Raw genomic sequence first — 24952 nt, 5'->3', positions numbered from 1 at the left:
TCAGGGGGACTTCAATGAAGATTCAGCATTTGCCGCGGCGCGCGATCGGTTGTCTCGCCTTCTGCGCTGCGGGCCTCACCGCCCCGGCCAGCCACGCGGAAGAGGCGGCGAGCCCGCACACGGTGACGAGCAACGTCGGCTTCGTCAGCAACTATGTGTTCCGCGGCATCACCTATACGCAGAACCATCCCGCGCTGCAGGGCGGCTTCGACTACGCGCACGCCAGCGGCCTCTATACGGGGGTGTGGGGAACCAACGTGAGCAGCGACGCCATCAACGACGCGAGTCTGGAGGTGGACTTCTACGGCGGCTACGCCGGTACTGTGGATGACTGGAGCTATGACATCGGCCTGCTTCAGTTCTATTACCCCGAGCACCCGAAGCTCCCCGGTACCAACGAGAGCTACAACACCCTGGAGGCCTATGGGTCGGTCGGCTGGCGATGGCTCACGCTGAAGTATTCCCACACACTGACGGACTTTTTCGGCTTCAACCACGACTCGATGGGCGGCGGCAGCTCGCGCGGCAGCGGATACCTGGAGCTCAACGCCAAGGTGCCCTTGCCGGGTGACGTCGTCCTGGGGCTTCACGTGGGCCGCCAACGCGTGCGCAGCTACAGCGCGTTCAGCTACACCGACTGGCGGGCGAGCCTCGCGAAGACCTTCGGTGCCGGGTGGACCGCGTCTTTGGCCTATACCAAGACCAATGCCGACAGCAGCCTATGGGTGGCCGACGGCAAAGACCTCGGCGAAGGGCACTGGATCGTGGGGTTGTCGCGCTCGTTCTAGGGGGCGTGGGGGGGCGGTTAGCGCGGCAATTCGCCTGCGGCGTGGCGCCAAACCTGGGCAATCTGCTGGGACTGGGCGCCGGCGAACGCGTAGCGCACAGCGCTGTTCGGAATCTGCGACTGCGCGGTGCAGACTGCCCGGCCCGCGTCGCGGAACATCGCGTCGGCGTCGTGCGAGCCATCGATGCTGAGCGCAATGCCGATGCGGGCGCCGACCGAGATCGCCGCATCATCGATCTCGAATGGCGCGTCGAGCAGGGCCGCGATGGCCTCGGCCCATGCGGCTGCGCAGATCACCGCCGACACATGCTCCTCGCCCGCATCGGCGCCGACGAAGGCCGCCATATCGGGCAGGGCCGGCAGGCGCCCGTCGGGGAGTGGCTGCCCGAGATGAACGAGGATGCCGAACTCCTCACCCCGGTTGCGTCCCACTGCCGCACCCGCCCGGCACAGTCGGCTAAGCCGCTGCCCGACGCTTCTCAGCAGCTTGTCACCGATATCGCGGCCGTGGCGCTCGTTGATGCGCGCGAGATTGTCGACGTCCAGGCACAGCAGCGCGAACGGACGCGCCGCCGCCGACTCGGCCTCGAAGGCGGCCGTAATGAACTCGCCCAGCAGTGCGCGCGTCTTCAGTCCGGTCAGCGCGTCGCGCAGCGATTCCCGCGTAACCCGCTCCTCGTCGCGCTTCTGGTCGCTGATGTCGGAGATGAAACCTTCGATCGCGAGCAGCGTACCGTTGCCGGCGAACACGCCACGGCTGCGCTCTTCGACCCAGCGCTCGCGGCCTTCACGCGTGCGGATGCGGTAGCGCAGATGAAACGCATTGCGGCGGGCAAGCTGGCTCTGCACGTAGTCCCATACGTAGGCGCGGTCCTCGGGGTGGATCAACTGGTCGTAGGACGCGTGATCGAGGAGATCGACCGCCTCGTGGCCGGTCAGCTCGAAGCAGCCGTCGCTGACGAACTCCATCGTCCACGCGCGATCGTTGCGGCAGCGGAAGGCCATGCCGGGCAGGTGATCGAGCAGCGTGGAGAGGCTGCGGTCGCGGGCGCGCAGCAGGTCTTCGGCGCGCTTGCGCGAGTTGATGTCGGTCATGATCCCGGTGGCGCCGTTGATCCCGCCGCGCCGTCCGTGACGCGGCTTGAGACGCACGTCCACCCAGCACTGCCGGCCGTCGCGGCAGATCAGGCGGGTCTCGAAGCGGCAGGTTTCCTGCCCGGGCTGCAGCACCTTGAGCAATTGCTCGCGATTGAGCGCTTGGTCGTCCGGGTGGACGTAGTCGAAGAACGAATGCCCCACGCAGTCGCGCGTATCGAGGGCGGTGATGTCCTTCCAGGAGCGGTTGAGGAAGGTGAGCGTGGCATCCGTATCGGTCTGGAAGACGATGTCGTCGATCCCGTCGACCAGCGAGTGATCGTCCTGGGCGAGAGGCGCCGCCGGGAGAGACGCGCGGCCGGCGGCCTGCATATGCGCGCGTCGGTTGCACAGTTCTGCCGAAAATATGAATATCGACGCGACCGTCAGGCTTGCCACCGCGAGCGCGGGCGATGCCGGTATCCACGCCATGCTCGCTCCGAGCGCATATGCACAGGCGGTGGCGGCGCCGACAAGATACAGCCATAGGCTCAGCATGAGCTGTCCTCCAGGACTCTCCGTAGGTGGAACGATGATGTTCGATCGAATAGATTCCAGCCGCGCCTGGCCATCATACTGGCTTCGATCGACGCCGCAAGGCGCGTGGTCGCTGCCCTGGATAGTCGTGATGGCGGTGGCGGCCGGTGCAGCGATGCTCCTGCTGGCGCAGCCGATCCTCACCGCCGCGTGGACCAATCACGCCGTGCGCTTCATCGCCGGTGCCGCGGAGTTGCAGGAACGTGCGTCCGCGCTCCCGCCGCAGCCGCACAATGCGGCCGCGCGCGAGTGGCTGGAGGAAAGCCGTGCCTTGCTCGCGGACCTTCCGTTTCGCATCGATCTGCCGGACGCGGTGCCGGCAGATGCCTTCGACAACGTGTCCAGTGCCCTGCCTCTCGTCGAGACGGCGACGCTCACCGTAGCCGAGGCCTTGCGCCGTCACCTGCGCGTGGATATCGCGGTGCGCATGGCTCTCCTCATCGTTGCGTTGGGGGGCGCCGGGCTCGGTGTCCGCCTGCGCCGCCGCGGCATCGAGCAGGCCGCCCGCGAGGCCGCCGGCAACGGTCATGCGCACGCCCCGCCACCCGACCGCTGGCTGCAGTTGCTGGACCGCGTCATGTCCGAACTTGCGGGTCCGGCACCGGGGCAGCAGGCGCTGACGAAACTGTCGCAGATCGTGCAGGAGGCGCTCGGCGCGAGGGTTTGCGGGGTGTGCCTGAACGAGGAGGTGCGCGAGTCCATGCAACTTCCGCCGGCGATCCACGCCGGCGAGCTCGGCTGGGCCCAGCTCGAACAGCTCCGCGCCTTGCCGGTCGCCGGGCGCTACCAGATGTTCGAGCTGCTGCCGGCGGGAGCAGTGCAGGCCGGCCCGCTGTGGGAGGGCTTGGCGGTGCCGCTGGGTGACGGCAAGACACGCTACGGTCATTTGTTCGTCATCGGGCGAGACGAACCCGAAAGCCTCTCGTCCTTGTTGCAAGTGGTGGAGCTGGTGGGCAAGCACCTCGCCATGGCGATCGCCCATTGTCGGCGCAATCAGGAAGGCCGGCGCATCGCCCTCATCGAAGAGCGCACCTCGATGGCCCGCGAGCTGCACGACTCGCTCGCCCAATCGCTGTCCTACATGAAGATCCAGGTCACCCGCATGCAGAAGCTGCTCCAGCGCGGCGCACGACCCGAGGAGGTGGCGGGCGCGGCGGAGGAGGTGCGCGAGGGCCTGAATGGCGCGTATCGCAAGTTGCGCGAACTGCTCAACACCTTCCGCATGCAGATCGACGCCGGGGGCCTCGCGGCGGCGCTGGAAGAAGCACTGGACGAGTACGGCGCCCGCAGCAGCGTGGCGATGACGCTGGACAACCGCCTGGGCGCCTGCCGGCTCGACGTCAACGAGGAGTTCCATGTCGTGCAGATCGTTCGCGAGGCCTTGTCGAACGTCGTGCGTCACGCCGGAGCCACCCAGGCCACGGTGCGGCTGTCCCTGCTCAATGACGGCCTGACCGCGGTGACGGTCGAGGACGACGGCCAAGGCTTCGATCCGGTGGTCGACACCCGCAACCACCACGGTACGACGATCATGCGCGAGCGCGCGCTGAGCCTGGGCGGCGCGCTGTCGATCGAGCGCCGGGCGGAGGGCGGCTGCCGCGTCACGGTGCGCTTCAAGCCTACGATCCTGGAACGGTGAGCACGGCGCCGCGGACAGGGCAGTGAAGACGGAGTACCATCGCCGGGCAGTAAATAAGTCGCCGGCACAGGCGACGATAACGACATTGGAGACCGACAGTGGTGGAGACCAGTCACACCGTCCTGATCGTGGACGACCACGCGCTTTTCCGCAAAGGCATTGCGCAGTTGATCGAGATGGAATCCGACTTCCGCGTCGTCGGGGAGGTCGGTTCCGGGGCGGCAGGGGTGGAGATGGCGGAGCGGCTCAAGCCGGACGTCGTCCTCATCGACCTCAACATGCCGGGCATGAACGGCATCGACACCCTCACGATGCTGCGCGAACGCGGCGTCCAAGCCCGCTTCGTCATGCTCACCGTGTCCGACAATCAGCGCGACGTTGTCGCCGCGCTGCGGGCTGGTGCCCATGGTTACCTGCTCAAGGACATGGAGCCGGATGAGCTCTGTATTGCGCTCAAGAAGGCGCTCACGGGAGCCGCGGTGCTGAGCGAGGCGGTCACCGGCAGCCTCATCGAGGCGGTGGCGACCGGGCAGCCGATGCCGGCCACCGAAGCCGACCTCACGGCACGCGAGGCGGAGGTGCTCGACTTCCTCGCCGAAGGCATGTGCAACAAGACCATCGCGCGCCAGCTGGGGATCAGCGTCGGCACCGTCAAGGTGCACGTCAAGCACGTGCTGTACAAGCTCAATCTTCATTCCCGCCTGGAAGCCGTGGTCTGGCGTCACCAGTGCGAGGACGCCCGCCAGCGCTCGGCATCCTGACCTGAGCTGACCTGCGCGACACGCGGCGGCCCGCGCCCCCTTGGCGCCGGCCGCCGCATTCATTTCTGCATCAAGCACGCCTTCCCCATGCCTACTTGTGGGTATGCCCCTTTGGAGCATTGTCGCGCCCTCCGGCTCTTCCAATAATTCCCTCACACGTTCCCGCCGCGCGTCGCGAGAACGGATGGAGACGAAGGCCAATGTGCCGCCTGTTCGGCACGTATCAAACAACAAGGAGGAGTCATGACGTCCGCAATTTATGCGAAAGCCGCCTTTCGCGCCCGGAGCATCCGCTGGGGTTTCATCTGGGCGCTGTGGTGCGCGGTGCTTTGGGGGGCGTGGTACGTGCCGGGTGCGGCGATCTGGCAGGAGCAGCCGTTCGCGGCGATCGACATGAACGATACCCGGCAGTTCCTGACCGCCGCCGCGGTCATCACCACGTTCAACGCCTGCGCCGTGCTGCTCTTCCTCTTCCTCTGGCTGGTCGTGCTGGACAAGTTCGGCGACTTCGTCAGGACCGCGACGCGAGTGCGCAAGATCTCCAAGTGGTACTTCGCGGCCGCGATCTTCGGCGGGCCGATGGCGATTTTCGGTTCCTTCCTGGCGATGGGTTACGTCGGCGCAGTGTTTGCCGCGATTTCCGGGCTGTTGTATCCCATCGTCGGGGCCACCATTGCCCGCGCCTGGTACAAGGAAAGGATCACCATGCGCGCCGCGCTCGGTATCCTCGTGATCGTCGGCGGAGGGATCGCGATCTACGCCCCGGGCATCCTCGGCGAGCTGTCCAACGCCTCGACGAGCAAGGTGTCGTGGCTCGGCTATCTCGGCGGCGCCATGGCGGCGCTGGGCTGGGGCATCGAAGGAGCGCTCGCCGGCCGGGCGTTGGACGTGACCGATCCAGACTGCGGCATTACCGTCCGCTTCGCCGCCGAAGTCTTCTACTGGTCCTGCCTCGTGCTACCCGCGTTGGCCCTGTTCGGTGATGCCGACGTTATCGGTCTGATCCTCGCCGCCTTCAATCTCAAGGCGCTCACGTGGCTGCTGCTCGCCGGCATCACCTTCGGCTTCTGCTACGTGTCGTGGTACAAGTCCTTCCCCTTGATCGGCGTCGGCCGGGGCCAGGCGATCGCTGCACTCTACGGCGCTTTCGCGGTGGTCTTCCTGGCCGTCTTCACCCTGCAGTTTCCGGCCTGGAACTTCCTGGTCGGCCTCGCCCTGGTCGTGGGCGGCGCCTTCCTGATGTACACGGAAAAGAGCGACGTGCTCGAAGTCGTGCGCGCCCTGTGAATACGCAAGGACTCGAAGCGAGGAGATGACAGATGGCAAGGGTTCACATCAAAGGCTACATCCTGCAACTCATCGCCCAGACCGAGGGGATCTGGGACAACGAGATCGCGACCGCGGTATGTGCGGAATACGGCAAGGACGGCCCCTATTGGCACGGGTCAATACGCGTCATCCTCACCGACCTCTATTCAGGAGGCTTGGTCAAGAGCCTCGATGAGCGTTTCGACGCATACAGCGACAAGATGCGTTTCCGCTTCGCCCTGAGCGATTTCGGCCGCCAGCGAATGGCCGACACAGGCTTGCTTTGAACCTATTCAACCGCAGGACAAGGAGACGGACCATGTCGCAATTCTGGGGGTATCCGGGAGCGGACACGCTCGCATTGATCGTCATTTTCGCGTTGAGTCTGGTGCCGCTCTACCATGCGCGCACGTTCGTGACGAAGATCTAGCCAACATCAGTCGGGTCCGCGAGGCGATGCCCTCTCTGAAGGGCGTCGCCTCAAGACGGGCTCATGTTCGACCTGCTTACCGCCATTCCGAAATTGCCACGGCGAGGCGCTGCCAGTCGATCTCGTTGGCCGGCAGCCCGAATCGAACCAGCGGCTGAGGATCGTAATGGCGGACGAGAATGGCCCGTTCGGCAAAGTGCTTGACCAGCGAATGGGCCCGGTCGGTCGTGACCGTGGCGAACAGCGGCGTTCCGGCGACCTGGCCGAGCGGCGCCAGGAGTTGCTGCAGGCGCCGCCCCTCGGCCAAAAGCGTCTCTCGCGTCTCTGCCTGCCACTTGCGATCGGCAAGCGCCTGCTTGGTGACCTCACGGGACGGCCCGGCGACGGCCCAGGGGCCGATGATCTCGCGTAGCCGGACAAGGATTTCCCGCGCGGCGAATGCGAAACCCACCCGCGCGCCGGCCAGGCCGAAGAATTTCCCCGGAGAACGCAGCACGATCAGGTTGGGTGCCTCCGCACTGCCGGCCAGGGCGGCAACGCTATCCGCGGGCAGAGGGTCGGCGAAAGCCTCATCCACCACCAGCCAGCCGCCCCGACCTTGGAGCTCCTTGGCTGCGCCCAGGATGGCGGGGCGCGGATGCGACCCGGCGGTCGGGTTGTTCGGATTGCATAAGACGACAACCGGAGTTTCGGCTTCGAGCGCTTGCGCCAGATCGGCATATGCCATGTGCCGGACCTCGTGCCCGGCCTTCGTCCAGGCCTGGGGATGCTCGTTGTAGAGCGGTCCCAAGACGGCCACCGAGGCCCGCGGGAAGAGAGAGGGCAGCGTCTGGATGGCGGCCTGCGACCCCGGCACAGGCAGCAGGCGCGCGCTGCCGTAATACGTTGCTGCGGCGGCTTCGAGACCGTCATCCTCTTCCGGCAGGCGCTGCCAACAGGCCGGCGACAAGCTCGGCACCGGCCAGCCGCGCGGGTTGATGCCGGTCGAAAGGTCGAGCCATTCCGCGGGAGGAATGCCGTATTGAAGGGACGCGGCAATGACGCGGCCACCGTGGTAAAGCATGGAGAGCTCCGGTAAACAGCGAAACGGTGTACGGAGGGGAAAGGTCTTGCAGGTCGGAAGAATGGCGGTGGACAGACGGACCGGGTGCCAGTCATCAGATGCATTCCCGTTACCCCGGGGAATCGCAACAATTCATCTGGGCCGGTCTTCTGGCTTGCCCTCAGTCTTCTCCGGCCGCCTTCCCGTGCATTGCACAGTGGCTTGAGGCGGAGTCGTCAGGCTTACAGCAGCGGGGGCTGCGCCGGAATGTCTTGTCGTCCAAGAGTCACCGGCTTCCCGTTTCACCCGCTCCACGACCGTGGAGGCAGGCACCCATCATCAAAGTATATCCACCGCCAAAGTCGTTTGGGAAGCGTTTCAGGGACGCCTACGGCCGACTTGCGAAGGTGACATGCCGAAGAACTCGCGGTAGCAGCGACTGAAATGGGGGGCGCTCGTGAAGCCGCAGGCGATCGCAACGGTGGTAATCGGCTCGTTGGTCTGCTGCAGCAGGCGCCGTGCGCGAGTGAGGCGGGTTTCGAGGTAGTAGCGTGACGGCGTCGTGTTCATGTAGCGCTGGAACAGACGATCGATCTGGCGCCGCGAGGTCTTTGCGTGGAGCGCCAGATCGTCAATGCTCAAGGGCTCCTCGATATTGCTCTTCATCAGCTGCAGCACGTTTTGAAGCACATCGGGAAAGGTCGGGTTATCCACCAGGGTCGGCATCGGACTGTCAGGCAGATCGTCGAGCGTCCGGTCGCAGGAGAGGATCTCCTCGATGCCACGCACCATCTCCTCGCCGTGGTGATGCCGGATCACCGCGAGCATCATGCCCAGGGCGCTGTTGGCCCCGGCGGACGAGATGCGATCGCGGTCGATCACGAATGGATTCGGCAGGAGCCTGACCTGCGGGCGCAGCTCCTCGAGGCCGGCGCGGCTGTCCGGATGCACGGTGCAGGAATAGCCGTCCAACAGGCCTGCGTGTGCAAGCAGGTAGCTGCCGTTCCACAGGCTGCCCAGGATCACCCGGCGCCTCGCCACCTCGCGCAGCTTTTCGAGGACCGGACGTCCGGGTTCCAGCTTCGAGCGGAAGCCGCCGCAGATGATCAGGATGTCGAGATCGTTGGCGTCCAGCGCGGGCAGGGCTCCATCGACCGAAATGTTGATGCCCAGGTCACTGCGCACCGTGGCCCCCTCCAGGGCGTACGTTTCGAAGCGATAGAGCGGCTTGTGGCTGACCAGGTTGGCCGTCACGATCGCGTCGACGGCGCCGGTGAAGGCCATCATCGAAAAATGTTCGAGCAGCACGAACGCGATCCGGCGACAGATGGGCGGGTGCGCATCGTCGGACAATTGGCCCTGCAAGTAGGCCTGATTGCTATGTCGTAAGCCGCTGTCGAAGCTGCGCGGGGCTTGGCGCGCTTTGTCACCCATATCCGTCTCCAATTGTCTGCTTGTGCCTGGGCCGCCAAAAAATATACAGCAGATTTTCGGATCTCCCCCTGCGCGATCCGCCGCGACGACGGATGTCGTGCGCTGGCTGCAGACTGTCCCAATCAGGCAAGCGACGATCAGCCGGAAGATTAGATTCTTCTGTGGTGGATTCAGGAGACACGCAATGTCAGTCATGACGGAAGGCAAGAACATCTACGTACTCAAAGCGAGCTGCAAGGGCGTGATCGGCACGGTCTCGCGCATTTCGACTTTTCTCGCCGAGCGCCACTGCTACATCATGGAGATGGCCCAGTTCGACGACATCCTGACCGGGCGCTTCTTCGTGCGGACGGTGTTTTCGACGACCCCCGAGCGCACACCGTCATTCGACGAGCTCAAGCGCGTCTTCGGCGAGGAACTGCCGCAGGCCGAAGAGGACTTCGAATGGGAAATGCACGACACCCTGGCGCGCCCGAAGGTGCTGCTGATGGTGTCGAAGTTCGACCATTGCCTGGACGATCTGCTGTACCGGCATCGCACCGGCGAGCTGAAGATGGACGTGCCGGCGATCGTGTCGAACCATCCCGATCTGCGCCCGCTCGCTGAGTGGCACGGCATCCCCTTTCATCACCTGCCGGTGACCCCGGAGACGAAGGCCTCGCAGGAAGCCCGCCTGATGGAGATCGCCGCCGAGACCGGCACCGACCTCATCGTGCTCGCCCGCTACATGCAGGTGCTGTCGGAAGATCTGTGCCGCAAGCTCTCGGGCCGTGCCATCAACATCCACCACTCCTTCCTGCCCGGCTTCAAGGGCGCCAAGCCGTACCACCAGGCGCACGAGCGCGGCGTGAAACTGATCGGCGCCACCGCCCACTACGTGACCTCCGATCTCGACGAGGGGCCGATCATCGAGCAGGCCGTCGAGCGCGTCGATCACACCTACCGGCCCGAGCACCTCGTCGCCGTCGGGCGCGACACCGAATGCCTCGCCCTCGCGCGTGCCGTCAAATACCACATCGAGCACCGCGTCTTCCTCGCCGGCAACAAGACCGTCGTGTTTCGCTGAACGGGGCTAGGATCGCAACGTGCCTCCAACCACACAGAGAACCCGGAATGAGCGCAGATTATCCTTTCAGCGTTGAAATCTTTCCGGCGCAGACTTCTGAGGGCCGGCTACGCCTCGCGGACACCGTCCGACGGCTCGTCGCGCAAGGCCCCGAATTCATTTCCGTGACCTACGGCGCCGGAGGCTGCACGCGCGAGGCATCGCTTGCAGCCTTGCAGCTTGTTCGCGCGGCCGGGGGCGTCGCCGTGCCGCACATTTCCGCCGCGGGAGCGAGTCGCGACGACATCCGCTCCCTGCTGGCCGAGTACGAAGCGCTCGACGTACACCGCCTCGTCGTGCTTCGAGGCGACCCGTCGTCGGGCTTGCCCGGCCGCGGCGCGTTCCCGCACGCCGTCGAACTGGTGCGATTCATCCGGGAAGAGACCGGATCGCGCTACCACATCGACGTCGCGGCGTATCCGGAAACCCATCCCCAGGCACGCAGCGCCGAGCATGACCTCGCATGTTTCAAGGCGAAGATCGAGGCCGGTGCGAATGCCGCGATCACGCAGTTCTTCTTCAATGCGGACGCTTACGAGGATTTCCTCGAGCGCTGCGCAAGGCAGGGCATCAACGTGCCTGTCGTACCGGGCGTCATGCCGGTGGCGAGCTTCTCGCGCCTGCTGCGCTTTTCCGACGCCCACGGCATCGAGATCCCTACGTGGATTCGTCGCCGTGTTGCGGACTTCGGCGATGACGCCGAGTCGATCCGTGCGTTCGGCGTGGATGTGGTGCGCCGCTTATGCGCGAGGTTGCTCGCGCTTGGGGCGCCGGGAATTCACTACTTCAGTCGCAACGACTGGCAGCGTATCGCCGACATCGGATCCGGGCTTCGTATTCCCGCCTCATCCCGCGTGTAGGAGTGTGACGGCTTGGCCGGCGAAGCGAAAGTGCTCGTGGTCGGACTTTCCCGACGTCTCCGGCGTGCGACTCGACGGCGTGGACTTCTTGTCGCCTTTCGAAGTCCCCGACGGGCGCTGTGCAATCACGCCGATCGATCATAGTTTCGAGCTCGTCCCCGCCGCGCCCGAAGGAGATCGAAGCCTCGCGCGCCTGGTCGTTCAAACCGACCGGGCGGGGGGCTACGCATGCCTTAGCTGGACGGGCCTGACAATCTTCCTGAGCCAGACGCTCACCATCCTGCTCATCGCCGCCGCGCTGGTCATCGTCTTCCAGCGGCTGGTGACCCGCCACCTCGAAAGCATGGCGCGTTTCGCCAGACAGCTGGGCGAAGGGCGGCTCAACGCGCCCCTGAAGCTCGCCCGTCCGCCCGCCGCGGTGCCGGACGAATTCGAGGCGGTGGTTGCCGCCCTCAACGACATGCAGCTGGCGATCCGCCAAGACATCAGCCGCCGCGAAAAGGCGCACGAGCAACTGCGATACAGCCGCGACCAGCTCAAGTAGATCGTCGACAAGCGCACGCGCGGCCTGCAGACGGCCAAGGAAGCGGCAGAGGCGGCGAATCGCGCCTGTCGATAGCATGGGCGGAACCATCGGTGTGACGAGCGCACCCGGTGAGGGGAGCCGCTTCTGGTTCGAGTTACCGCTACAGGTTTCGTCGCTGGATGCCGGCGGGACTGCATCGATCATCCCCGCGAAGCTGCCAAGCCTGAGCCTGCTCCTCGTCGATCACGTCGAAGTGAATCGTCAGGTACTGGGCGGGCTGCTCGAACATGCGGGACATTTTGTCTGCGCCGCGCCGGACGGCGCGCACGCGTTCGAAATCTGCCCGACAGCAGGGGTTCGACGCGATCCTGATGGACATCCATCCGGGGATGAGCGGCAGCGAGGTTAGCCGCCACATCCGTGGCGATGCCGGCAATCTGAATGCGCGCACCCCGATCATCGCGCTGACCGCCAGAGTCAGCCCCGAGGAAGTTCGCCACTATCTCGCGAACGGCATGAATGCCGTCGTCGCGAAACCGGTCCGAATCGAGCACCTTCTGCGGACGCTCGCCGATGCACAGGGCGTGACAGAGCCCGCCGTTCCGGCCGGTGCAGTAGATACGCGCCTTCTGACCGCCCGGGTATTCGGCAATTCGCGAGTCATGAAGCTGCTGCGCCCGCTGCGTGAGCAGGTCGCTGAAGTGCTGTCGCAAATCGCTGCGGCACTGGAGCAGGGGGATTTGTTCGAAGTGCAGGAGCTTGCGCATAAACTCGCCGGAGCTTGTGAAATGCTGGGTCTGGTGGCTAGCGGGGAGCAGTTGCGCATGTTGGAGGCGAGGGCGGGGCTGACGATCTTGGAGGGTGTCGCTCCGTGGGGGAGGAATTGAAGGAGCTGCTGTTGCGCGAACTCGATGAGGTCGGGCAGTGTGTGCAGGCGCAGAAGCCGGTCGCGAGCGAGGCGAATCGTAGCGACATGGCGTAGCGGTGTTGAGAATAACGCTATTGCCTGCCGAATTCACCAGCAAGGAACTGCGGGTCGTTGTCAACGCTGAGTAGCCAAATGAGCGTGTCGTTTGGTCGGAGTTTTACCAGACGACCTTTGCGTATAGCTCGGCCTACGGCGAGCCTCGCAACTGGCCTATGAGCTCGCGAAAGGTTCAGTTCTTAACTACCGACATCTTGCGACGGCCCGCCGTGCTCACGGCACAACCTTATTCCCCTAATCCGTCGGAGAATGTTAGTCTTGCTCACTGCATAGCCATCAGGAATACAGATGTTTGACGCGCCAAGGATGAATGAGTTTACGCAAGGGACCATCTTCTCGTGCGCTTATGCCGAAAACTATAAGGGCGGAAAGGTCTATGGGTTAGTAATCACTGCGCGGTGTGATGCAGCCCAAGAGAAGACCCCTGTGTTTACCTATGTGCCCGTAGTTCCCTTGGCAGTGTGGCTTCTCGTTGATGGCGCCTCCATAGTTCTCGATCGTGTGGAGGCCGATATTTCCAATACCCTCCGGAACTATCTAAAAGACGCCAATCTATCCCAAACACTCTTAAAGACGCATTCCGAGCAGGCTATATATGACGCGCATTTTCGGCCTCACGAAGAAGAACGAGCTCGCAAATCTCAATGCGATAAATTTCGGAAATGCATTCAGCAGATTGATGAGACTCGAGGATTTAAGGCCGACTGTTCCGACTGGGGTAGGCTTAAAAATTATTTGACTCAGAACCAAGCAAAGACGGATGCAGTTATCAAAGAATTGGCTTCTCATCGCCTCAATGGATATTATCTATTGCGAAATCTTGAAACATATTCGGATGAGAACGGTGACTATGTTGTCCTGTTAAGAGAGATTCATCACATTCCAAGTGATGTAGCAAAACTGATTGCGGGCGGGTTGCCATTTGATGTTTGGAAGGAAGCTTATAGCAACTGTGGGTCGATTTGTCCTCGGATTTTGAATGAAGATGACATGGCCCTGCCGGTGGGAAAATTAAAGTCACCTTGGATTGAACATCTTATGCAGAATTTCGCGCTCCTGTTTTCCAGGATAGGCGTGAAAGATAATGACTTTGATGACATCAAGAAATGCTTGATGAAAAAATTTTGAGGTTGAAATGAAATTTTTATATTTAGACCGGGTGGCGACTCAGGAGTTAATTTCCGAGCGGACCTTGCAGTCTGCGGAGTTTGACTTAGGGAAGCTTCTTGCGGCTTTCGTGCGTGCAGAAATATCGGCTCTGCCGCTCAGCTCCAAGGTCATGGCTCTTAGGGTTGGAGACGGAGGATTTATCCTGGCACCTACCTCGAGGGAGTTGAACTACATTGTTTTCGATTTGGAAGAAATTCCAAGACTATTCAAGCTTGACGATAACGGAATTCTGCTTGTCTTGCAGAAGACGTTGCGGTTTGCAATCAAGCTTTGGGATAACCTCAAGCCAAGTTCCCATGAACGGGTTCTTGGTCATGGTAAGGCGGTTGTTTTTCCTTATCCGATTGGAATGCAAACCGAGCTAAGGGTTGTCATTGAAAGACAACCGGATGAAAAGCGACGGAGCAAGCGTGAGCAAGGTTCTGCATTACTGGTGTACAAATTTTCGGATCAGGAGGGGGAAGGCACAGCCGAGGTCGCTAGAGTCACCAATTTCCGAAAAGCTGGTGACGCCAAAGACGTTGCGTACAAGACCGCCGACGACTCTCTCGCCCAAATTCGACAGGGCTCCCAACCGGGAGGGAAAGCGCTAGCAGTTACTCAACTTGGAGAAGAAAGCCATTCACGTCCTCTCTTTCAGGCGGGTCTAGAAGGTTGGCGCCCTGTTTTGACAACTGCTCAGGCCGAATTCGTTAACAGACCCCTGGATGTTCCTCACCGAATCGAGGGGCCAGCAGGGACGGGGAAGACGCTGTGTCTAGTCTTGAAGTGCCTTAAATGTCTTCGCGATGCGAGGGACGCCAATGTCGACCATAGGGCACTTTTCATCGCGCATAGCGAAGCTACTAAGAAGGCAATCGACAATCTTTTTGCTATTAATGATCAAGATAACTTTATTGACCGGGCGGGCGATGTTATTGGCGCCCCGCAGACTCTCCGTGTTACCACGCTACAGAATCTATGTGCGCATCTCCTTCATCAAGAGATTTCTGAGTCCGAACTCGTTGACCGTGATGCATATGAGTCGAAAATGGTTCAGGCGCTATATGCCAGAGAGGCGATTGATAGCGTCTTGAGGAATGAATTTGATTCCCATAAGCCCTTCTTGTCGCAGGCGTTTGCAGACCTTATTGTAACGACTGATCGTTGGGTCCTTGCCGAAATGCTGCGGCATGAAATAAGCGTCCAGATTAAGGGTCGGGCCGATCAGGACTTGAATAAATACAAGAAACTAAAGAAGCTTAAGGTTGGATTGCCGATCGAAACTGAAGGCGACCGTACTTTCGTCTTTTTGATGTACGAGCGGTACCAGCATGAGTTGGTTTCGTCGGCACAATTTGATACGGATGACGTGGTTCTCAGTGCGATATCTCAGTTAAATACGCCAATTTGGCGTCGCAGGAGAACTCGCGAGGGATATGATAGCGTCTTCATAGACGAAACTCATCTATTCAATTTGAATGAACTGTCTGTATTCCATCGTCTAACGAGGAATGAGGCGAGTCAACCAATCGCGTATTCCGTGGACAAGTCGCAGGCCTTAGGTGACAGGGGGTGGACCAACGAGTCGTTCGACCTCGCCTTTGATCCGGATGCTACGGTCGGAGAGTCTGCACCAACGCCCGTAAATTCAATATTTCGGTGTTCACCAGAAATCGTAAATTTGGCGTTTTCGGTAACGTCATCTGGTGCAACTCTGTTTACAAATTTTCACAACCCATTGACGTCGGCGCTTAGCACTTTCACTGCAGAAGAGGAACGAAAGACTGCGGAGCCAGTGCTGCGCCAATACAGCTCGGACGAGACAATGCTTGCGGATACGTTTATGCGAGCTGATGCGCTTGCGAGAGACATGGAGGTAACAAAGGCGGACGTCGTAGTTATCGCATTTGGTGATGATATCTTCAAGGAATTGCAGGACCGGGCAAGGGCGGGGAATAAACCTGTGGAAGTAATAAAGAGCCGGGGGGATCTCGAAGCGGTCAATCGAGCGAAACAGTCAGGTAGATTCGTTCTAACAGCTCCTGAGTTTGTCGGTGGTCTTGAATTCGCCGCGGCGATATTGGTTGGAGTGGATGGCGGTCGGGTTCCGCCAAAGGGTGGGCCGACCTATGACGATAGCCAAAGTTTCTTGAGCTACACCTCCCATCAGCGAGTATATGTTGCCCTAACTCGGGCGAGATTTAGAGTTGAGATTTTAGGGACTAAGGCGAGGGGCATTAGTTCGATTTTTTCGTCAGCAGTTCAGTCGAATTTGCTTTCTGTTTGCGACGGCTAATCGTCTTACGTATGAATCGCCCACCCTCCGAGGTCTACTAAGGCAGAGCACTCGCAAACGAGCAGTGGTTTAGTACGTCAGCTGCTTTTGTCATCGGCCCTTCAAGCCGTCAGGGCTTGAAGGGCTACAAAGGGGGCGAGCACCGTTTTTCCCTGCTGTTACAACAAACTTATTTAACCCGGCAATGTCAGCACCTGTACTCCACCGGCTGTTCGCAGGAGCCAACCGCACCGACAGCAACAGCCGGACTTGGGTTCCCTGCTGTCGAGAACGTCGTCGGCCGACGGATTCATTTGAGAGTTACGTCAAAATATCTGATGGTTGCGCCATGGCGGAAGCACGATGATGGCTCAATTAAGCCTCTGAAGCCCGTTCTCGCGATTCGTTGTCAGTTCGAATGAACCGAATCCGAGGATGCTTAGAGATCAGTTGGTCTCAAGGCGATTTATCTCAATCCCAAAAAATTCATGACTCTTCTAAAGCCACAAAATCCGATTCCGTCGACTGCCCTTTTACTCGGGAAAAACAGCTGTGGGAGCAGATTGCGGCGTTCATCGAGACGGATTATTAGCCGTTTCTGCAACTCTTGGCCGATTTGGGCCTTGCCGTGGTCGCTAAATATCTTACTTTATCTTGAAATTGGCCAAGCGCAGGAACTCGTCCGAGCTTTCTATCTGGACATAACTCAATTCGACCTGATATTGATCACGGTGGGCGGGGCCTTGTCCATGATGGTTGTCGCATGGCGGCTCGATCCTTGTGTTTGGATGCTTTCAAGCTTTGTCGGAATGAGCGCCATTCCCACTGCACCATTCTTAGCTCACGATCTACCTTCCTATGGGGGATTTTTCGGCCAATATCTCGATACTCTGACCTTGGAAATTATTCTGCTGCTCGCCCTGACAATGGGGGCGTTTGTTTTCCGTCTTCGCAAGAGTCGAGAAACCGCCTTCTCAGTTCTAACTGCTTTTAGCGTCATCTTCCTCATTTTGTCTGCCTTAGCCCCTGCCGGCTGGCTTAATCGGATACCCCCTTGGTTAATAGCTGCTGCTTTCCTAATGATGTGGATCGTGGTGTTGACGGGAGTACAAGTTGCTGTTGGAAGGGCGAATGTACTGATGGCTGCCCTGGCGTTATTTTTGCCGATTATGGGATGGCTTCTGGTTCTAATGGCAGCTGTTCGGGCGGCCTCGGGAAAGATATTTCGTGGCATTGTATTCGCTACGGTCATGGTTGCGTTTGCCAGTAGCTACTTTTCGGTTACCCATTCAACTCCTGCTCCAGCCATTACATTTGAGCGACCGAGCGCGGAAACGCATTTCCTGCGATGGATTGCGCGTCGAATTTCCAGCGGTACAGTTGAAAATCCATATCCTGTAGTGTTGGTTATTGCGGAGGGGGGTGGTGTACGAGCAGCATACTGGACCTACAACGTGCTCGAGTCGTTGTATGACATCCTGCCTTCGTTCTATTCGCATCTCTACGCGGTATCCAGTATTTCGGGGGCTAGTCTCGGTGCTGCCTCATTCATATCCGCTGTGGAGGGTTTCCAGCGAACAAGTACGGATCCATGCGACCTTCTCAATAATCGTGATGCGTGCTTAAGCAACAATCAGCAAGGCCCTCTTTCGATGTCCACTGATCTTGTAGGACCTGCCACAGGGGGATGGTTGTCTCAGTGGTTGATCGACAAACTAGGCTTAACTAATTTTTCGAAGCCCGATAGGTTCGAAGAGGCGGTGTTGGCAAGTACCCCCGCTGGAACCGCAAGATGGTTAACCGAGGATCTAGCTAAATTCTCAACTGTCGACGGTCCGTTGCTTATTTTGGGTAGTACCGATGCACAGTCGGGCCGACCGTTAGTTGCGTCCTCCGCAAGACTTTCCGAGGAGTCGGAGAAAAACGGTGCGCTTGATATGCTTGATTCGTCGGAACGCATTTCGCTTCTGAATGCCGCGTATCACAGTGCCCGTTTTCCCGGAATTAGTAACCCGGCCGAAATACCGCACGATAAGAGCGAAGCGTCGATGGCTGTTGATGGAGGCTATTACGACAACAGCGCTGCAGAAACTATGGACGATTACGTAAAAATGATCGACCGGTTAGTTCGTACTCATAAGGAACTGCGAGGAAAGATAAAGCTGATCCTACTCGTAGTATCAAATAAGCCGAACAACGACTCGGCAGTGCTTGTTAATCGGAAACATAACAGCGGAATTTTCGGGGCGTTGCAATCGATTTCAACCTTCGAACAGGTTCGTCATCGCCGCGCAGAAATTGCAAAACGACGACTGGTGACAACTGTCGGGACGCTCGGGGGCGAATGTATCAAATTTGATGTGGGAGAAGCTGCATACCCCATTCCCGTTGGGTGGACACTGGGGCGACTAGGCTACTTGGAGATGGAGAAACATCTCAATGAACTGCGCGTACTGAAGGTCAATGGAGCAGTTCGACGCGTTGCTGAGGCGCTTGATGTCAAAATTCCATTTCCGGCGACCGAGCCTCCCAAACGATCATTTCTATGCAAGCAGTCCGCAGAGATATGACGTATATCACTACGGCGCACGTATCGCCGTCGGTATTGCGGCTTCGGCAGACCTACTGTCCTTGAGCTGTTAGGCTGAGCGGCGGATTTTGAGCGTTGGGCGCGTGGGTGGCCGACCTTTGTGGCCCCCGTAACGACCAGCTTTCAGTTGCCGGTGGTGTTGCAGGAGCAGCGGGGGGTGCCATTCGTACTGCATAGGCCGCCGAGTTGCCAAGATGTGAATCGCCCCGGGTTTCGCGGAGGCCGTTTTGTTTGAGTCAGGCGGCGACCGCCTGCTCGCTGAGGTTGCGGTAGTAGTTTGCCTCGGCTTCGGCGGGAGGAATGTACCCGATCGGCTCAAGCAAGCGGTGATGGTTGAACCATGAGACCCATTCGAGGGTGGCCAACTCGACCGCTTCAACGCTCTTCCAAGGCCCTCGCCGGTGGATGACTTCGGCCTTGTACAGGCCGTTGATGGTTTCGGCCAGGGCATTGTCGTAGCTATCACCACGGCTGCCGACCGACGGCTCGATGCCCGCTTCTGCCAAACGTTCGCTGTATCGGATCGAGACGTACTGGGAACCGCGATCGCTGTGATGGACCAAGGCATTACGTTCAGGCTGACGAGCCCACAGGGCCTGCTCCAGGGCGTCGAGGACGAACTCGGTCTGCATGGATCGACTGACGCGCCAACCCACGATGTAGCGGGCGAAGACGTCGACCACAAAGGCGACGTACACGAACCCCTGCCAGGTCGAGACATACGTAAAGTCGGACACCCACAATTGGTTTGGGCGCTGGGCGACGAACTGGCGATTGACGCGATCGAGCGGACACGGCGCAATCGAATCCGGGCGGGTGGTCCGCAGCGCCTTTCCGCGCATTGCACCGCGCAAACCCTGGGCACGCATCAGCCGTTCAACCGTGCAGCGGGCGACCTCGACGCCTTCCCGCTGCAACTGCCGCCATACCTTGCGCGCTCCATACACCTGCAGATTTGCCTCCCAGATCCGCTCGATGTGCCCCTCCAGCACCTCGTCGCGACGGGCTCGCAGACAGCGCAAGGCGGGATCACGCCGACGGGCTACCGCGCGACGATAGGCCGACGGGGCAACCTGCAGCACCCTGCAGATCGGCTCGACCCCGAAGCGCTCGCGGTGCGTGTCGATGAAACTGTTCATCACTTGTTGCGGCGGTCGAGCTCCGCCTGCGCGAAATACGCGCTGGCAAGGCGCAGAATCTCGTTGGCCTTCTTCAGCTCGCGGACCTCGCGCTCGAGCTCCTTGATGCGGGCCGCCTCTGCAGTGCTGACCCCATCACGCTGCCCGGTGTCCCGCTCGTACCGGCGCACCCAGTTCGACAGCGTCTGCGCGCTGCAACCGATCTTGGCCGCGATCGATTCGATCGCCGCCCACTGTGATCCATGCTGGTCGCGCTGCTCGAACACCATGCGCACGGCCCGCTCGCGCACTTCGGGGGAGAACTTCGTCTTCTTCATGGCTCCATCTTCTCAAGAGTTGGAGCCTCCGCGAAACCCGGGGCGATTCAATGCGATTACCTCGCTGTGTGAAACCCGGCGTTGGAGAGCGCGGGAATCAGTGCCGACTATCCTAGCGGTCGAGATTGGCGCCGCCGGGCGCGAGCACGATTTGTTGATGCTGCAGCACGTAGCCGCGATGGTTGACGCGCAGCGCGTGGTGCGCGTTCTGCTCGACGAGCAGGATCGTCATGTCGCGCTGGGTGTTGAGCTCGCGGATGAATCTGGAAGATGCGCTCGACGCAGATCGGTGCGAGGCCCAACGACGGCTCGTCGAGCCGTAGCGTAGGGTTATCAGCGCACGGCCTATCGTTAGCATCTGCTGTTCGCATCGATTGGAAAACGAAACGGCCTACGGCGCGTCCCGCACCGGAATGAGTTGGGCAGGAGCGGGCCATACGCCGCGCTCGACGAGCCGCGCATCCTCGAACACCAACCAGCTCTGCGCGCCGTAGTGAGGCAGAGGGCGCAGCAGTGCTCGCAGTGATTCCACGTCCCGCGCCGAAACCACGGCCACCGGCGCGCCGTCCGGGACCGAGACGGTCCATACCTGGGCGCTGCCGCGACCACCTAGGCGTTCGGGCCGCGGCGGCAGGTGGGCCTGCTTCAGTGCCGCATCCACGTCTGCGTGCAGACCAGCCAGTAGCACCGGCTCGCTTCCCTTGGTCATGTCGCCCAACGCGATAGCCTGCGGCTTGACCTCGAACAGGCGTTGGGCCAGCGTGGCGGCCGCTTCGCGCACATCGGGCGCAGCAGAGGCCAGCGCCAGGCGCGGAGCGCGGGCGATGATCCACTGGCGCAGGATGGGCGGCAACTGCTCCTGCCCGAGCATGCGCCAGACCTGCAGCTCGGGATCCAGGCGCACGCCCGTGGGCATCGCTCCCACATCCATCGCGACCGCCCGGCGTTCCCCCTCGACGTCGATCCAGCGCATCTCCTCGCGGTCCGGGAAGACAAGTTGCACCGGAAGGTGCAGGGCATAGGCGGGGGCGTTCTGCGCTACCGTGAGCGTCAATCGCGTGCCGCCCGCTGAGCGGCGGGCGTCGGCTGCGGCGATCTTGACCGCAGGACCACCGGGACGGTCGACCCATTGTCTGAAGAAGCCATCCAGAGACCGGCCCGAGGCGCGCTCGAAGGCCGCTTGCAGGTCTTTCCAGGACGCAGCGCGGAACTTCTGCGTTTGCCAGAAGGCGCGGATGCCGCTCCGGAAGGCATCCTCGCCGATGGTGTCGCGGAGCATCACGAACAACATCGCCGCCTTGCCGTAACCCACCGCCGCCGCAGCGCCATGGGTGCGGGAGCGGAAGTCGGCCAGCGACTGCTGATCGCCGGCGGGCACGGCGGCAAAATCGCGCAGCCATCCGAGCCGCATCGCGCGTGCCGCTTCGGCGGACTCCGATTCCTTGTAGGCGTAGTCCGCCATGAAGGTGGTCAGTCCCTCCGACCAGTTGCCGTGAGCATAATCGACGTAGACGCCGTTGCCCCACCAGTTGTGCAGCACCTCGTGGCCGAGCGAGGTGGCGCGGATGAAGGGCAGTTTCAGCACGTCGGCGCCGAGGTAGGTCAGCGTTGGCATGCCGAAGCCGGTCGGCAGGGGGCTCGCCACCACCGAGAACTCGGTGAACGGATAGGTGCCGATCTCCTGCTCGTAGCGCTCGAGGTAGCGCTGGGTGTCGTCCAGGTAGCCATCGGCAAGGTCGGGGATGGCATCCAGATCGCGGAAGAAGTAGGTGCGCAGGCGCACCGGCTCCGCTGACGCCCGCGCCATCATCTTCTCGCGGACGACCCAGGGGCCCGCCATGAGGTCGATGCCCTCGGCGGGCTGGGCGAATTCGAAGCGCGCCCGGTAATGGTCAGACCCGCTGCCAGACCCGTGGCCCGCTCCGTCGGAAGGCATTTCCTCGGACTGCAGCCGTCCGGGCACCAATGCCCGCTGGTCCCCCGGCACGGTTATCGTCACCCGGTAGGCGAACAGCGCTGACGGCCGCGGATACCAGGCGCCTCCGGACGGCAGGAAGCTCCCGTCCGTCGACGCCGCTGGCGACAGGCCTTGCAGCACGTCGCGATGATCGAGCTTGGAGTCCAGGGCGGGCAGGGTGCCGGCGTATTCGAGATGCAGCTTGTCCGCAGTGGGAGGCAGCGTCACTTGCCAGGCGCGAATCGGACCGTGGCGGCCGGCGGGGCGGACGGTCAGCGGTTTGCCGTTCGCGGTTGCGGCGCTCACTTCCAAGGTTTCGTGCAGCTCGAAACGGAAGTCGTGGGAGGCTGGCGCGACGTCGGCTTGCACGGCGAGGTGGTGAGTGCCGGGATCGAGTTCGACTGCGAGTTCCAGACTCGGCGAGGCGGCCCGCGCCGCGGACGTGAAGAGGAGAAGGATAGGGAGCAGGACAGCCTTCATGGCGCGGGCGGAAATTTGATGACGAAGTCGAGCGTCTCGTCGCCCCGTTTTACGCGCATTGGAAGCCACGTGCCGGGCGGCTGCCCACGCACCGATGCGATCACTGAACTCGTCTGCTTCACCGGGCGTCCCGCCACTTCGACCAAACGGTCGCCGTTCTTCAGGCCCGTCTTGTCGGCGAGACTGCCGGGTGTGACGTCGGCGATGCGCACGCCGCCGCCTTCCTCTTCGAGGCGCACGCCGAGCCGCGGCGGTTCCGGCTTGGTCCCCGCATGGGTCGGCAGCGCGAACACGGCGTCCGCGAGGCCGGTGCGAAGCTCGTCGCAATCGAAGTCGGCCGGCAGGGGCAGCAGGGTGCCGATACGGGTGACGCCGAGATCGCGCAGCTGGTGCGGCACGCCATGGCCGAAGCGGAGATGGCCGCTGCCCATGATGCCGACGACGAGGGGCTTGTCCGTCGCCGGGCCCGCGTTCAGGGCTCGGGCCAGCGCCTCTGCCATGGCTCGGTCCCAGGTGGTTTGCGACTCGACGAAATAGCCGAAGGCCGCATCGCTTTGCGCCACCTTCGCGCCATCCTTGCCTCTATGTGCAGCGTGTTCGCGATACACCTCGAACAGTTGATCGCGATAGGTTTCGACCGGTGCCGCGGGGCGACCGACGCCTTCCCGCTGGGCCGGCGGGACCGCGTCCCAGCCTTTCTGGGTGATGGCACGGTTAAGCGATTCGTCGACGTTCAGCGCCACCATGCGGATGCGGTTGATGCGGGCGAATTCGAACAGCGGCACATATATTTCCGCCGGCCAGTTCCATACTTTGCCCCATTCGGACTGATCCAGAAAATCCTTGACCGTGAGTTCGCCCGCCACCCAGCGGTCCAGTACCGGCTGCACCCGGCGTGGGAACATCTCGAAACCGATGATCATGTTCGGGCGCTGGATATGAAGCTCGGCCAGCACCTGCGCTTGCCAGCGGTGATGGTCGTCTTCGTCATGGTGCTCCCCCAGCAGGACAACGTCGCGTTTCGCCATCTCCGCCAGCAGGGCGACGGGGGCCGCGACGCGCGGCCGTTTGCCGTCAAGGCTGTGCCAGGCGGCGGGCGTGAGACAGGCAGAGGCGGCCGTCGCGGCGTGAGCTTCCTGGGCGATGGCCGAGTGGGCGAAACCAGTCATCGCGAGGGCGATGGCGGCGGTGAACAGGCGAGGGAAGTTCGAGTTCATCGCGTTCCGGGAGAGAGGGGCTTAATTCGGATTGCATTGTACGTGACGAGTTCCCGGAGCAGCAGGCGGCTCGTTGCCTTCCTTGGTCTTCTACTTCACACCCTGCAGGCACTCCTTCGGATCGAATGCCCCGAGGTCTTTGACGACGTTCAAGCTGCCGTTGCTCACCTGGGCGACGTACATGTTCATCCGGACGTGATGCTGGCCCGGCACCATTTGCGCCGGGCCGCCCGGCCCCTCGGCGATCGTCGCATGGTCGAGCGCCTTGATGACGTCTTCCTGCTTCAGCGAGCCCGCCTCCTTCACTGCGGCCTCCCACAGTTTCAGGCCCCGATACATGCCGGTGGCCGCGCTGCCCCCGGTCAATTTGGCGCCACCGGGGTAGAGCTGGTTGTACCGATCGAGCAGTTCCTTGCTGAACGGATCGCTGACCGCCTGATAGTAGTCGAGGCAGCCGTAGAGGCCGTCCACATGCTCGACCGGAAACAGCGGCAGGATGTTCTCCTCGAAGTAGGTGCACATCAGTATTCCGCCGCGCTTCTTGAAACCGGCCCGGTGCAGCTGATCGAGGAACGGCACAACCCCGGGGGGAACGGTCGTATTGAAGACCACCTCCGCACCGGTCGACATGATGCTGTCGACGGTTCTTGCGTAGTCGGCATGGTCCAGCGGGAAGTACTCCTCGCCGACGATCTGGCCGCCGTTGGCGGTGACCAGTTCACGGACCTTCTTGTTCATGATGCGCGGCCAGATATAGTCGGCCGATGGCAGGTAGAACTTCTTCGCCCCCGTCTGCTGCATCAGCCAGGGAATCGTCGGTTCGAGCTGCTGCGCCGGCACCGGGCCGGTGCAGAAGATCAGGGGATGGCATTCCTGCCCCTCGTACTGCTCCGGGTAGATATAGAGCTTGCCGGCCTTTTCAACGGCCGCGCGCTTGATCGCCTGCCGGGTCGAGCTGTAGATCCCGCCGAGGATGACGTCGACCTTGTCCTGCTCGACGAGCTTGGCCGCCTTCGCCTCGGCCACGCTGTCGGTCGTTGCGCTGTCCTCGAGGTACAGGTCGATCTGCCGACCGAGCAGCCCGCCTTGGGCGTTGATGTCGTTGATGACCATCCTGGCTACGTTGGCGTTGGCAATGCCCATCACCGACAGCGGACCCGATTGGTCCGTAACGACGCCGACTCTGATCGCTGCATCTTTCATCGCATTGCCTCCTTGGGAAAGGGGCTACTGAAGAAGAAAACCCGGCCTCCGGGAGTTCCCGCCGCGAAAGCCGA

At 61.6% G+C, this 24952-nt stretch carries 20 protein-coding genes, 1 pseudogene, 1 riboswitch and 1 other annotated feature; of the genes and pseudogenes, 13 read left to right on the top strand and 8 right to left on the bottom strand.

The features are described 5' to 3' along the window. Positions 1–14: 14 nt before the first annotated feature. Positions 15–788, top strand: coding sequence for a TorF family putative porin (locus AZKH_RS23875; protein ID WP_015451869.1), 774 nt, complete (start codon positions 15–17; stop codon positions 786–788). Positions 789–805: 17 nt separating this feature from the next. On the opposite strand, the gene AZKH_RS26475 is transcribed toward AZKH_RS23875, so the two are convergent. After that, positions 806–2419: a bifunctional diguanylate cyclase/phosphodiesterase gene (locus AZKH_RS26475; RefSeq protein ID WP_015451868.1), complete on the bottom strand. Its 1614-nt coding sequence runs from the start codon at positions 2417–2419 to the stop codon at positions 806–808. 130 nt (positions 2420–2549) lie between these two features. On the opposite strand from AZKH_RS26475, the gene AZKH_RS26470 reads away from it, so the two are divergent. From AZKH_RS26470 to AZKH_RS23850, 4 genes are all read left to right on the top strand, one after another. Further along, positions 2550–4097: a histidine kinase gene (locus AZKH_RS26470; protein ID WP_015451867.1), complete on the top strand. Its 1548-nt coding sequence runs from the start codon at positions 2550–2552 to the stop codon at positions 4095–4097. A gap of 101 nt (positions 4098–4198) precedes the next feature. Then, positions 4199–4858 carry a two-component system response regulator NarL gene (gene narL, locus AZKH_RS23860; protein WP_041658038.1) on the top strand — a complete coding sequence of 220 codons (660 nt, stop codon included), beginning with the start codon at positions 4199–4201 and terminating at the stop codon, positions 4856–4858. 243 nt (positions 4859–5101) lie between these two features. After that, complete coding sequence (locus AZKH_RS23855) at positions 5102–6145, top strand: DMT family transporter (protein WP_015451865.1); 1044 nt, start codon at positions 5102–5104, stop codon at positions 6143–6145. A 32-nt stretch (positions 6146–6177) separates the two neighbouring features. Beyond that, positions 6178–6453 carry a hypothetical protein gene (locus AZKH_RS23850; protein WP_015451864.1) on the top strand — a complete coding sequence of 92 codons (276 nt, stop codon included), beginning with the start codon at positions 6178–6180 and terminating at the stop codon, positions 6451–6453. A gap of 219 nt (positions 6454–6672) precedes the next feature. On the opposite strand, the gene cobD is transcribed toward AZKH_RS23850, so the two are convergent. Both cobD and AZKH_RS23840 read right to left on the bottom strand, forming a co-directional pair. Beyond that, positions 6673–7659: a threonine-phosphate decarboxylase CobD gene (gene cobD, locus AZKH_RS23845; RefSeq protein WP_015451863.1), complete on the bottom strand. Its 987-nt coding sequence runs from the start codon at positions 7657–7659 to the stop codon at positions 6673–6675. Positions 7660–7780: 121 nt separating this feature from the next. Then, positions 7781–7990, bottom strand: a riboswitch (cobalamin riboswitch). A 26-nt stretch (positions 7991–8016) separates the two neighbouring features. After that, positions 8017–9072: a GlxA family transcriptional regulator gene (locus AZKH_RS23840; RefSeq protein WP_015451862.1), complete on the bottom strand. Its 1056-nt coding sequence runs from the start codon at positions 9070–9072 to the stop codon at positions 8017–8019. Positions 9073–9265: 193 nt separating this feature from the next. Here AZKH_RS23840 and purU point away from each other — a divergent pair, with 193 nt between their 5' ends. From purU to AZKH_RS27365, 8 genes are all read left to right on the top strand, one after another. Beyond that, positions 9266–10138, top strand: coding sequence for a formyltetrahydrofolate deformylase (gene purU / locus AZKH_RS23835; protein WP_041658037.1), 873 nt, complete (start codon positions 9266–9268; stop codon positions 10136–10138). A 47-nt stretch (positions 10139–10185) separates the two neighbouring features. Next, positions 10186–11037 (top strand): methylenetetrahydrofolate reductase, encoded by an 852-nt coding sequence (locus tag AZKH_RS23830; protein ID WP_015451860.1) that lies wholly within the window; start codon positions 10186–10188, stop codon positions 11035–11037. A 79-nt stretch (positions 11038–11116) separates the two neighbouring features. Beyond that, entirely contained in the window at positions 11117–11581 is a 465-nt protein-coding gene (locus AZKH_RS27490) for a HAMP domain-containing protein (protein WP_369795135.1), read from the top strand. Positions 11582–11657: 76 nt separating this feature from the next. Then, on the top strand, positions 11658–11972 hold the full coding sequence (locus AZKH_RS27485) for a hypothetical protein (RefSeq protein ID WP_172642514.1): 315 nt from the start codon (positions 11658–11660) through the stop codon (positions 11970–11972). Continuing rightward, positions 11935–12450: a response regulator gene (locus AZKH_RS23820; RefSeq protein ID WP_172642513.1), complete on the top strand. Its 516-nt coding sequence runs from the start codon at positions 11935–11937 to the stop codon at positions 12448–12450. Before AZKH_RS27485 ends, AZKH_RS23820 begins: the two co-directional genes overlap by 38 nt. A 386-nt stretch (positions 12451–12836) precedes the next feature. After that, complete coding sequence (locus AZKH_RS27065) at positions 12837–13676, top strand: hypothetical protein (protein WP_015451857.1); 840 nt, start codon at positions 12837–12839, stop codon at positions 13674–13676. A gap of 7 nt (positions 13677–13683) precedes the next feature. Further along, positions 13684–15996 carry a UvrD-helicase domain-containing protein gene (locus AZKH_RS23815; protein WP_015451856.1) on the top strand — a complete coding sequence of 771 codons (2313 nt, stop codon included), beginning with the start codon at positions 13684–13686 and terminating at the stop codon, positions 15994–15996. Positions 15997–16598: 602 nt separating this feature from the next. Further along, entirely contained in the window at positions 16599–18545 is a 1947-nt protein-coding gene (locus AZKH_RS27365) for a patatin-like phospholipase family protein (protein ID WP_172642512.1), read from the top strand. 256 nt (positions 18546–18801) lie between these two features. Here the strand turns inward: AZKH_RS27365 and AZKH_RS23810 are convergent. From AZKH_RS23810 to AZKH_RS23790, 5 genes and pseudogenes are all read right to left on the bottom strand, one after another. Next, a protein-coding gene (locus AZKH_RS23810; RefSeq protein WP_156822295.1) for an IS3 family transposase occupies positions 18802–20021 on the bottom strand; the annotation gives its coding sequence in 2 pieces (ribosomal slippage) (positions 18802–19733 and positions 19733–20021; 1221 coding nt in all). Beyond that, positions 19630–19746 (bottom strand) — a sequence feature (AL1L pseudoknot). (Overlaps the previous gene by 117 nt.) A 112-nt stretch (positions 20022–20133) precedes the next feature. After that, positions 20134–20388, bottom strand: a pseudogene (locus tag AZKH_RS27055) (ABC transporter ATP-binding protein); the annotation flags it as partial. Between the two features lie 24 nt (positions 20389–20412). Next, on the bottom strand, positions 20413–22458 hold the full coding sequence (locus AZKH_RS23800) for a M1 family metallopeptidase (protein WP_015451852.1): 2046 nt from the start codon (positions 22456–22458) through the stop codon (positions 20413–20415). Continuing rightward, complete coding sequence (locus AZKH_RS23795; protein WP_015451851.1) at positions 22455–23675, bottom strand: ChaN family lipoprotein; 1221 nt, start codon at positions 23673–23675, stop codon at positions 22455–22457. Before AZKH_RS23795 ends, AZKH_RS23800 begins: the two co-directional genes overlap by 4 nt. 90 nt (positions 23676–23765) lie before the next feature. Then, positions 23766–24878, bottom strand: a complete 1113-nt coding sequence (locus tag AZKH_RS23790) for a substrate-binding protein (RefSeq protein WP_015451850.1) — start codon at positions 24876–24878, stop codon at positions 23766–23768. Positions 24879–24952 lie beyond the last annotated feature (74 nt).

It is taken from the genome of Azoarcus sp. KH32C (assembly GCF_000349945.1).
In the GTDB taxonomy this organism is placed as follows: Bacteria; Pseudomonadota; Gammaproteobacteria; order Burkholderiales; family Rhodocyclaceae; genus Aromatoleum.
The sequence above is the reverse complement of the archived record's forward strand: the minus strand, read 5'-3'. Positions and strand labels throughout refer to the sequence as shown.

What these genes read in the sequence shown, in the direction of transcription:
- AZKH_RS23875 (WP_015451869.1), top strand. Translation starts at nt 15, where the DNA reads ATGAAGATTCAGCATTTGCCGCGGCGCGCGATCGGTTGTCTCGCCTTC.
- AZKH_RS26475 (WP_015451868.1), bottom strand. Translation starts at nt 2,419, where the DNA reads ATGCTGAGCCTATGGCTGTATCTTGTCGGCGCCGCCACCGCCTGTGCA.
- AZKH_RS26470 (WP_015451867.1), top strand. Translation starts at nt 2,550, where the DNA reads ATGGCGGTGGCGGCCGGTGCAGCGATGCTCCTGCTGGCGCAGCCGATC.
- AZKH_RS23855 (WP_015451865.1), top strand. Translation starts at nt 5,102, where the DNA reads ATGACGTCCGCAATTTATGCGAAAGCCGCCTTTCGCGCCCGGAGCATC.
- AZKH_RS23850 (WP_015451864.1), top strand. Translation starts at nt 6,178, where the DNA reads ATGGCAAGGGTTCACATCAAAGGCTACATCCTGCAACTCATCGCCCAG.
- cobD (WP_015451863.1), bottom strand. Translation starts at nt 7,659, where the DNA reads ATGCTTTACCACGGTGGCCGCGTCATTGCCGCGTCCCTTCAATACGGC.
- AZKH_RS23840 (WP_015451862.1), bottom strand. Translation starts at nt 9,072, where the DNA reads ATGGGTGACAAAGCGCGCCAAGCCCCGCGCAGCTTCGACAGCGGCTTA.
- purU (WP_041658037.1), top strand. Translation starts at nt 9,266, where the DNA reads ATGACGGAAGGCAAGAACATCTACGTACTCAAAGCGAGCTGCAAGGGC.
- AZKH_RS23830 (WP_015451860.1), top strand. Translation starts at nt 10,186, where the DNA reads ATGAGCGCAGATTATCCTTTCAGCGTTGAAATCTTTCCGGCGCAGACT.
- AZKH_RS27485 (WP_172642514.1), top strand. Translation starts at nt 11,658, where the DNA reads ATGGGCGGAACCATCGGTGTGACGAGCGCACCCGGTGAGGGGAGCCGC.
- AZKH_RS23820 (WP_172642513.1), top strand. Translation starts at nt 11,935, where the DNA reads ATGGACATCCATCCGGGGATGAGCGGCAGCGAGGTTAGCCGCCACATC.
- AZKH_RS27065 (WP_015451857.1), top strand. Translation starts at nt 12,837, where the DNA reads ATGTTTGACGCGCCAAGGATGAATGAGTTTACGCAAGGGACCATCTTC.
- AZKH_RS23815 (WP_015451856.1), top strand. Translation starts at nt 13,684, where the DNA reads ATGAAATTTTTATATTTAGACCGGGTGGCGACTCAGGAGTTAATTTCC.
- AZKH_RS23800 (WP_015451852.1), bottom strand. Translation starts at nt 22,458, where the DNA reads ATGAAGGCTGTCCTGCTCCCTATCCTTCTCCTCTTCACGTCCGCGGCG.
- AZKH_RS23795 (WP_015451851.1), bottom strand. Translation starts at nt 23,675, where the DNA reads ATGAACTCGAACTTCCCTCGCCTGTTCACCGCCGCCATCGCCCTCGCG.
- AZKH_RS23790 (WP_015451850.1), bottom strand. Translation starts at nt 24,878, where the DNA reads ATGAAAGATGCAGCGATCAGAGTCGGCGTCGTTACGGACCAATCGGGT.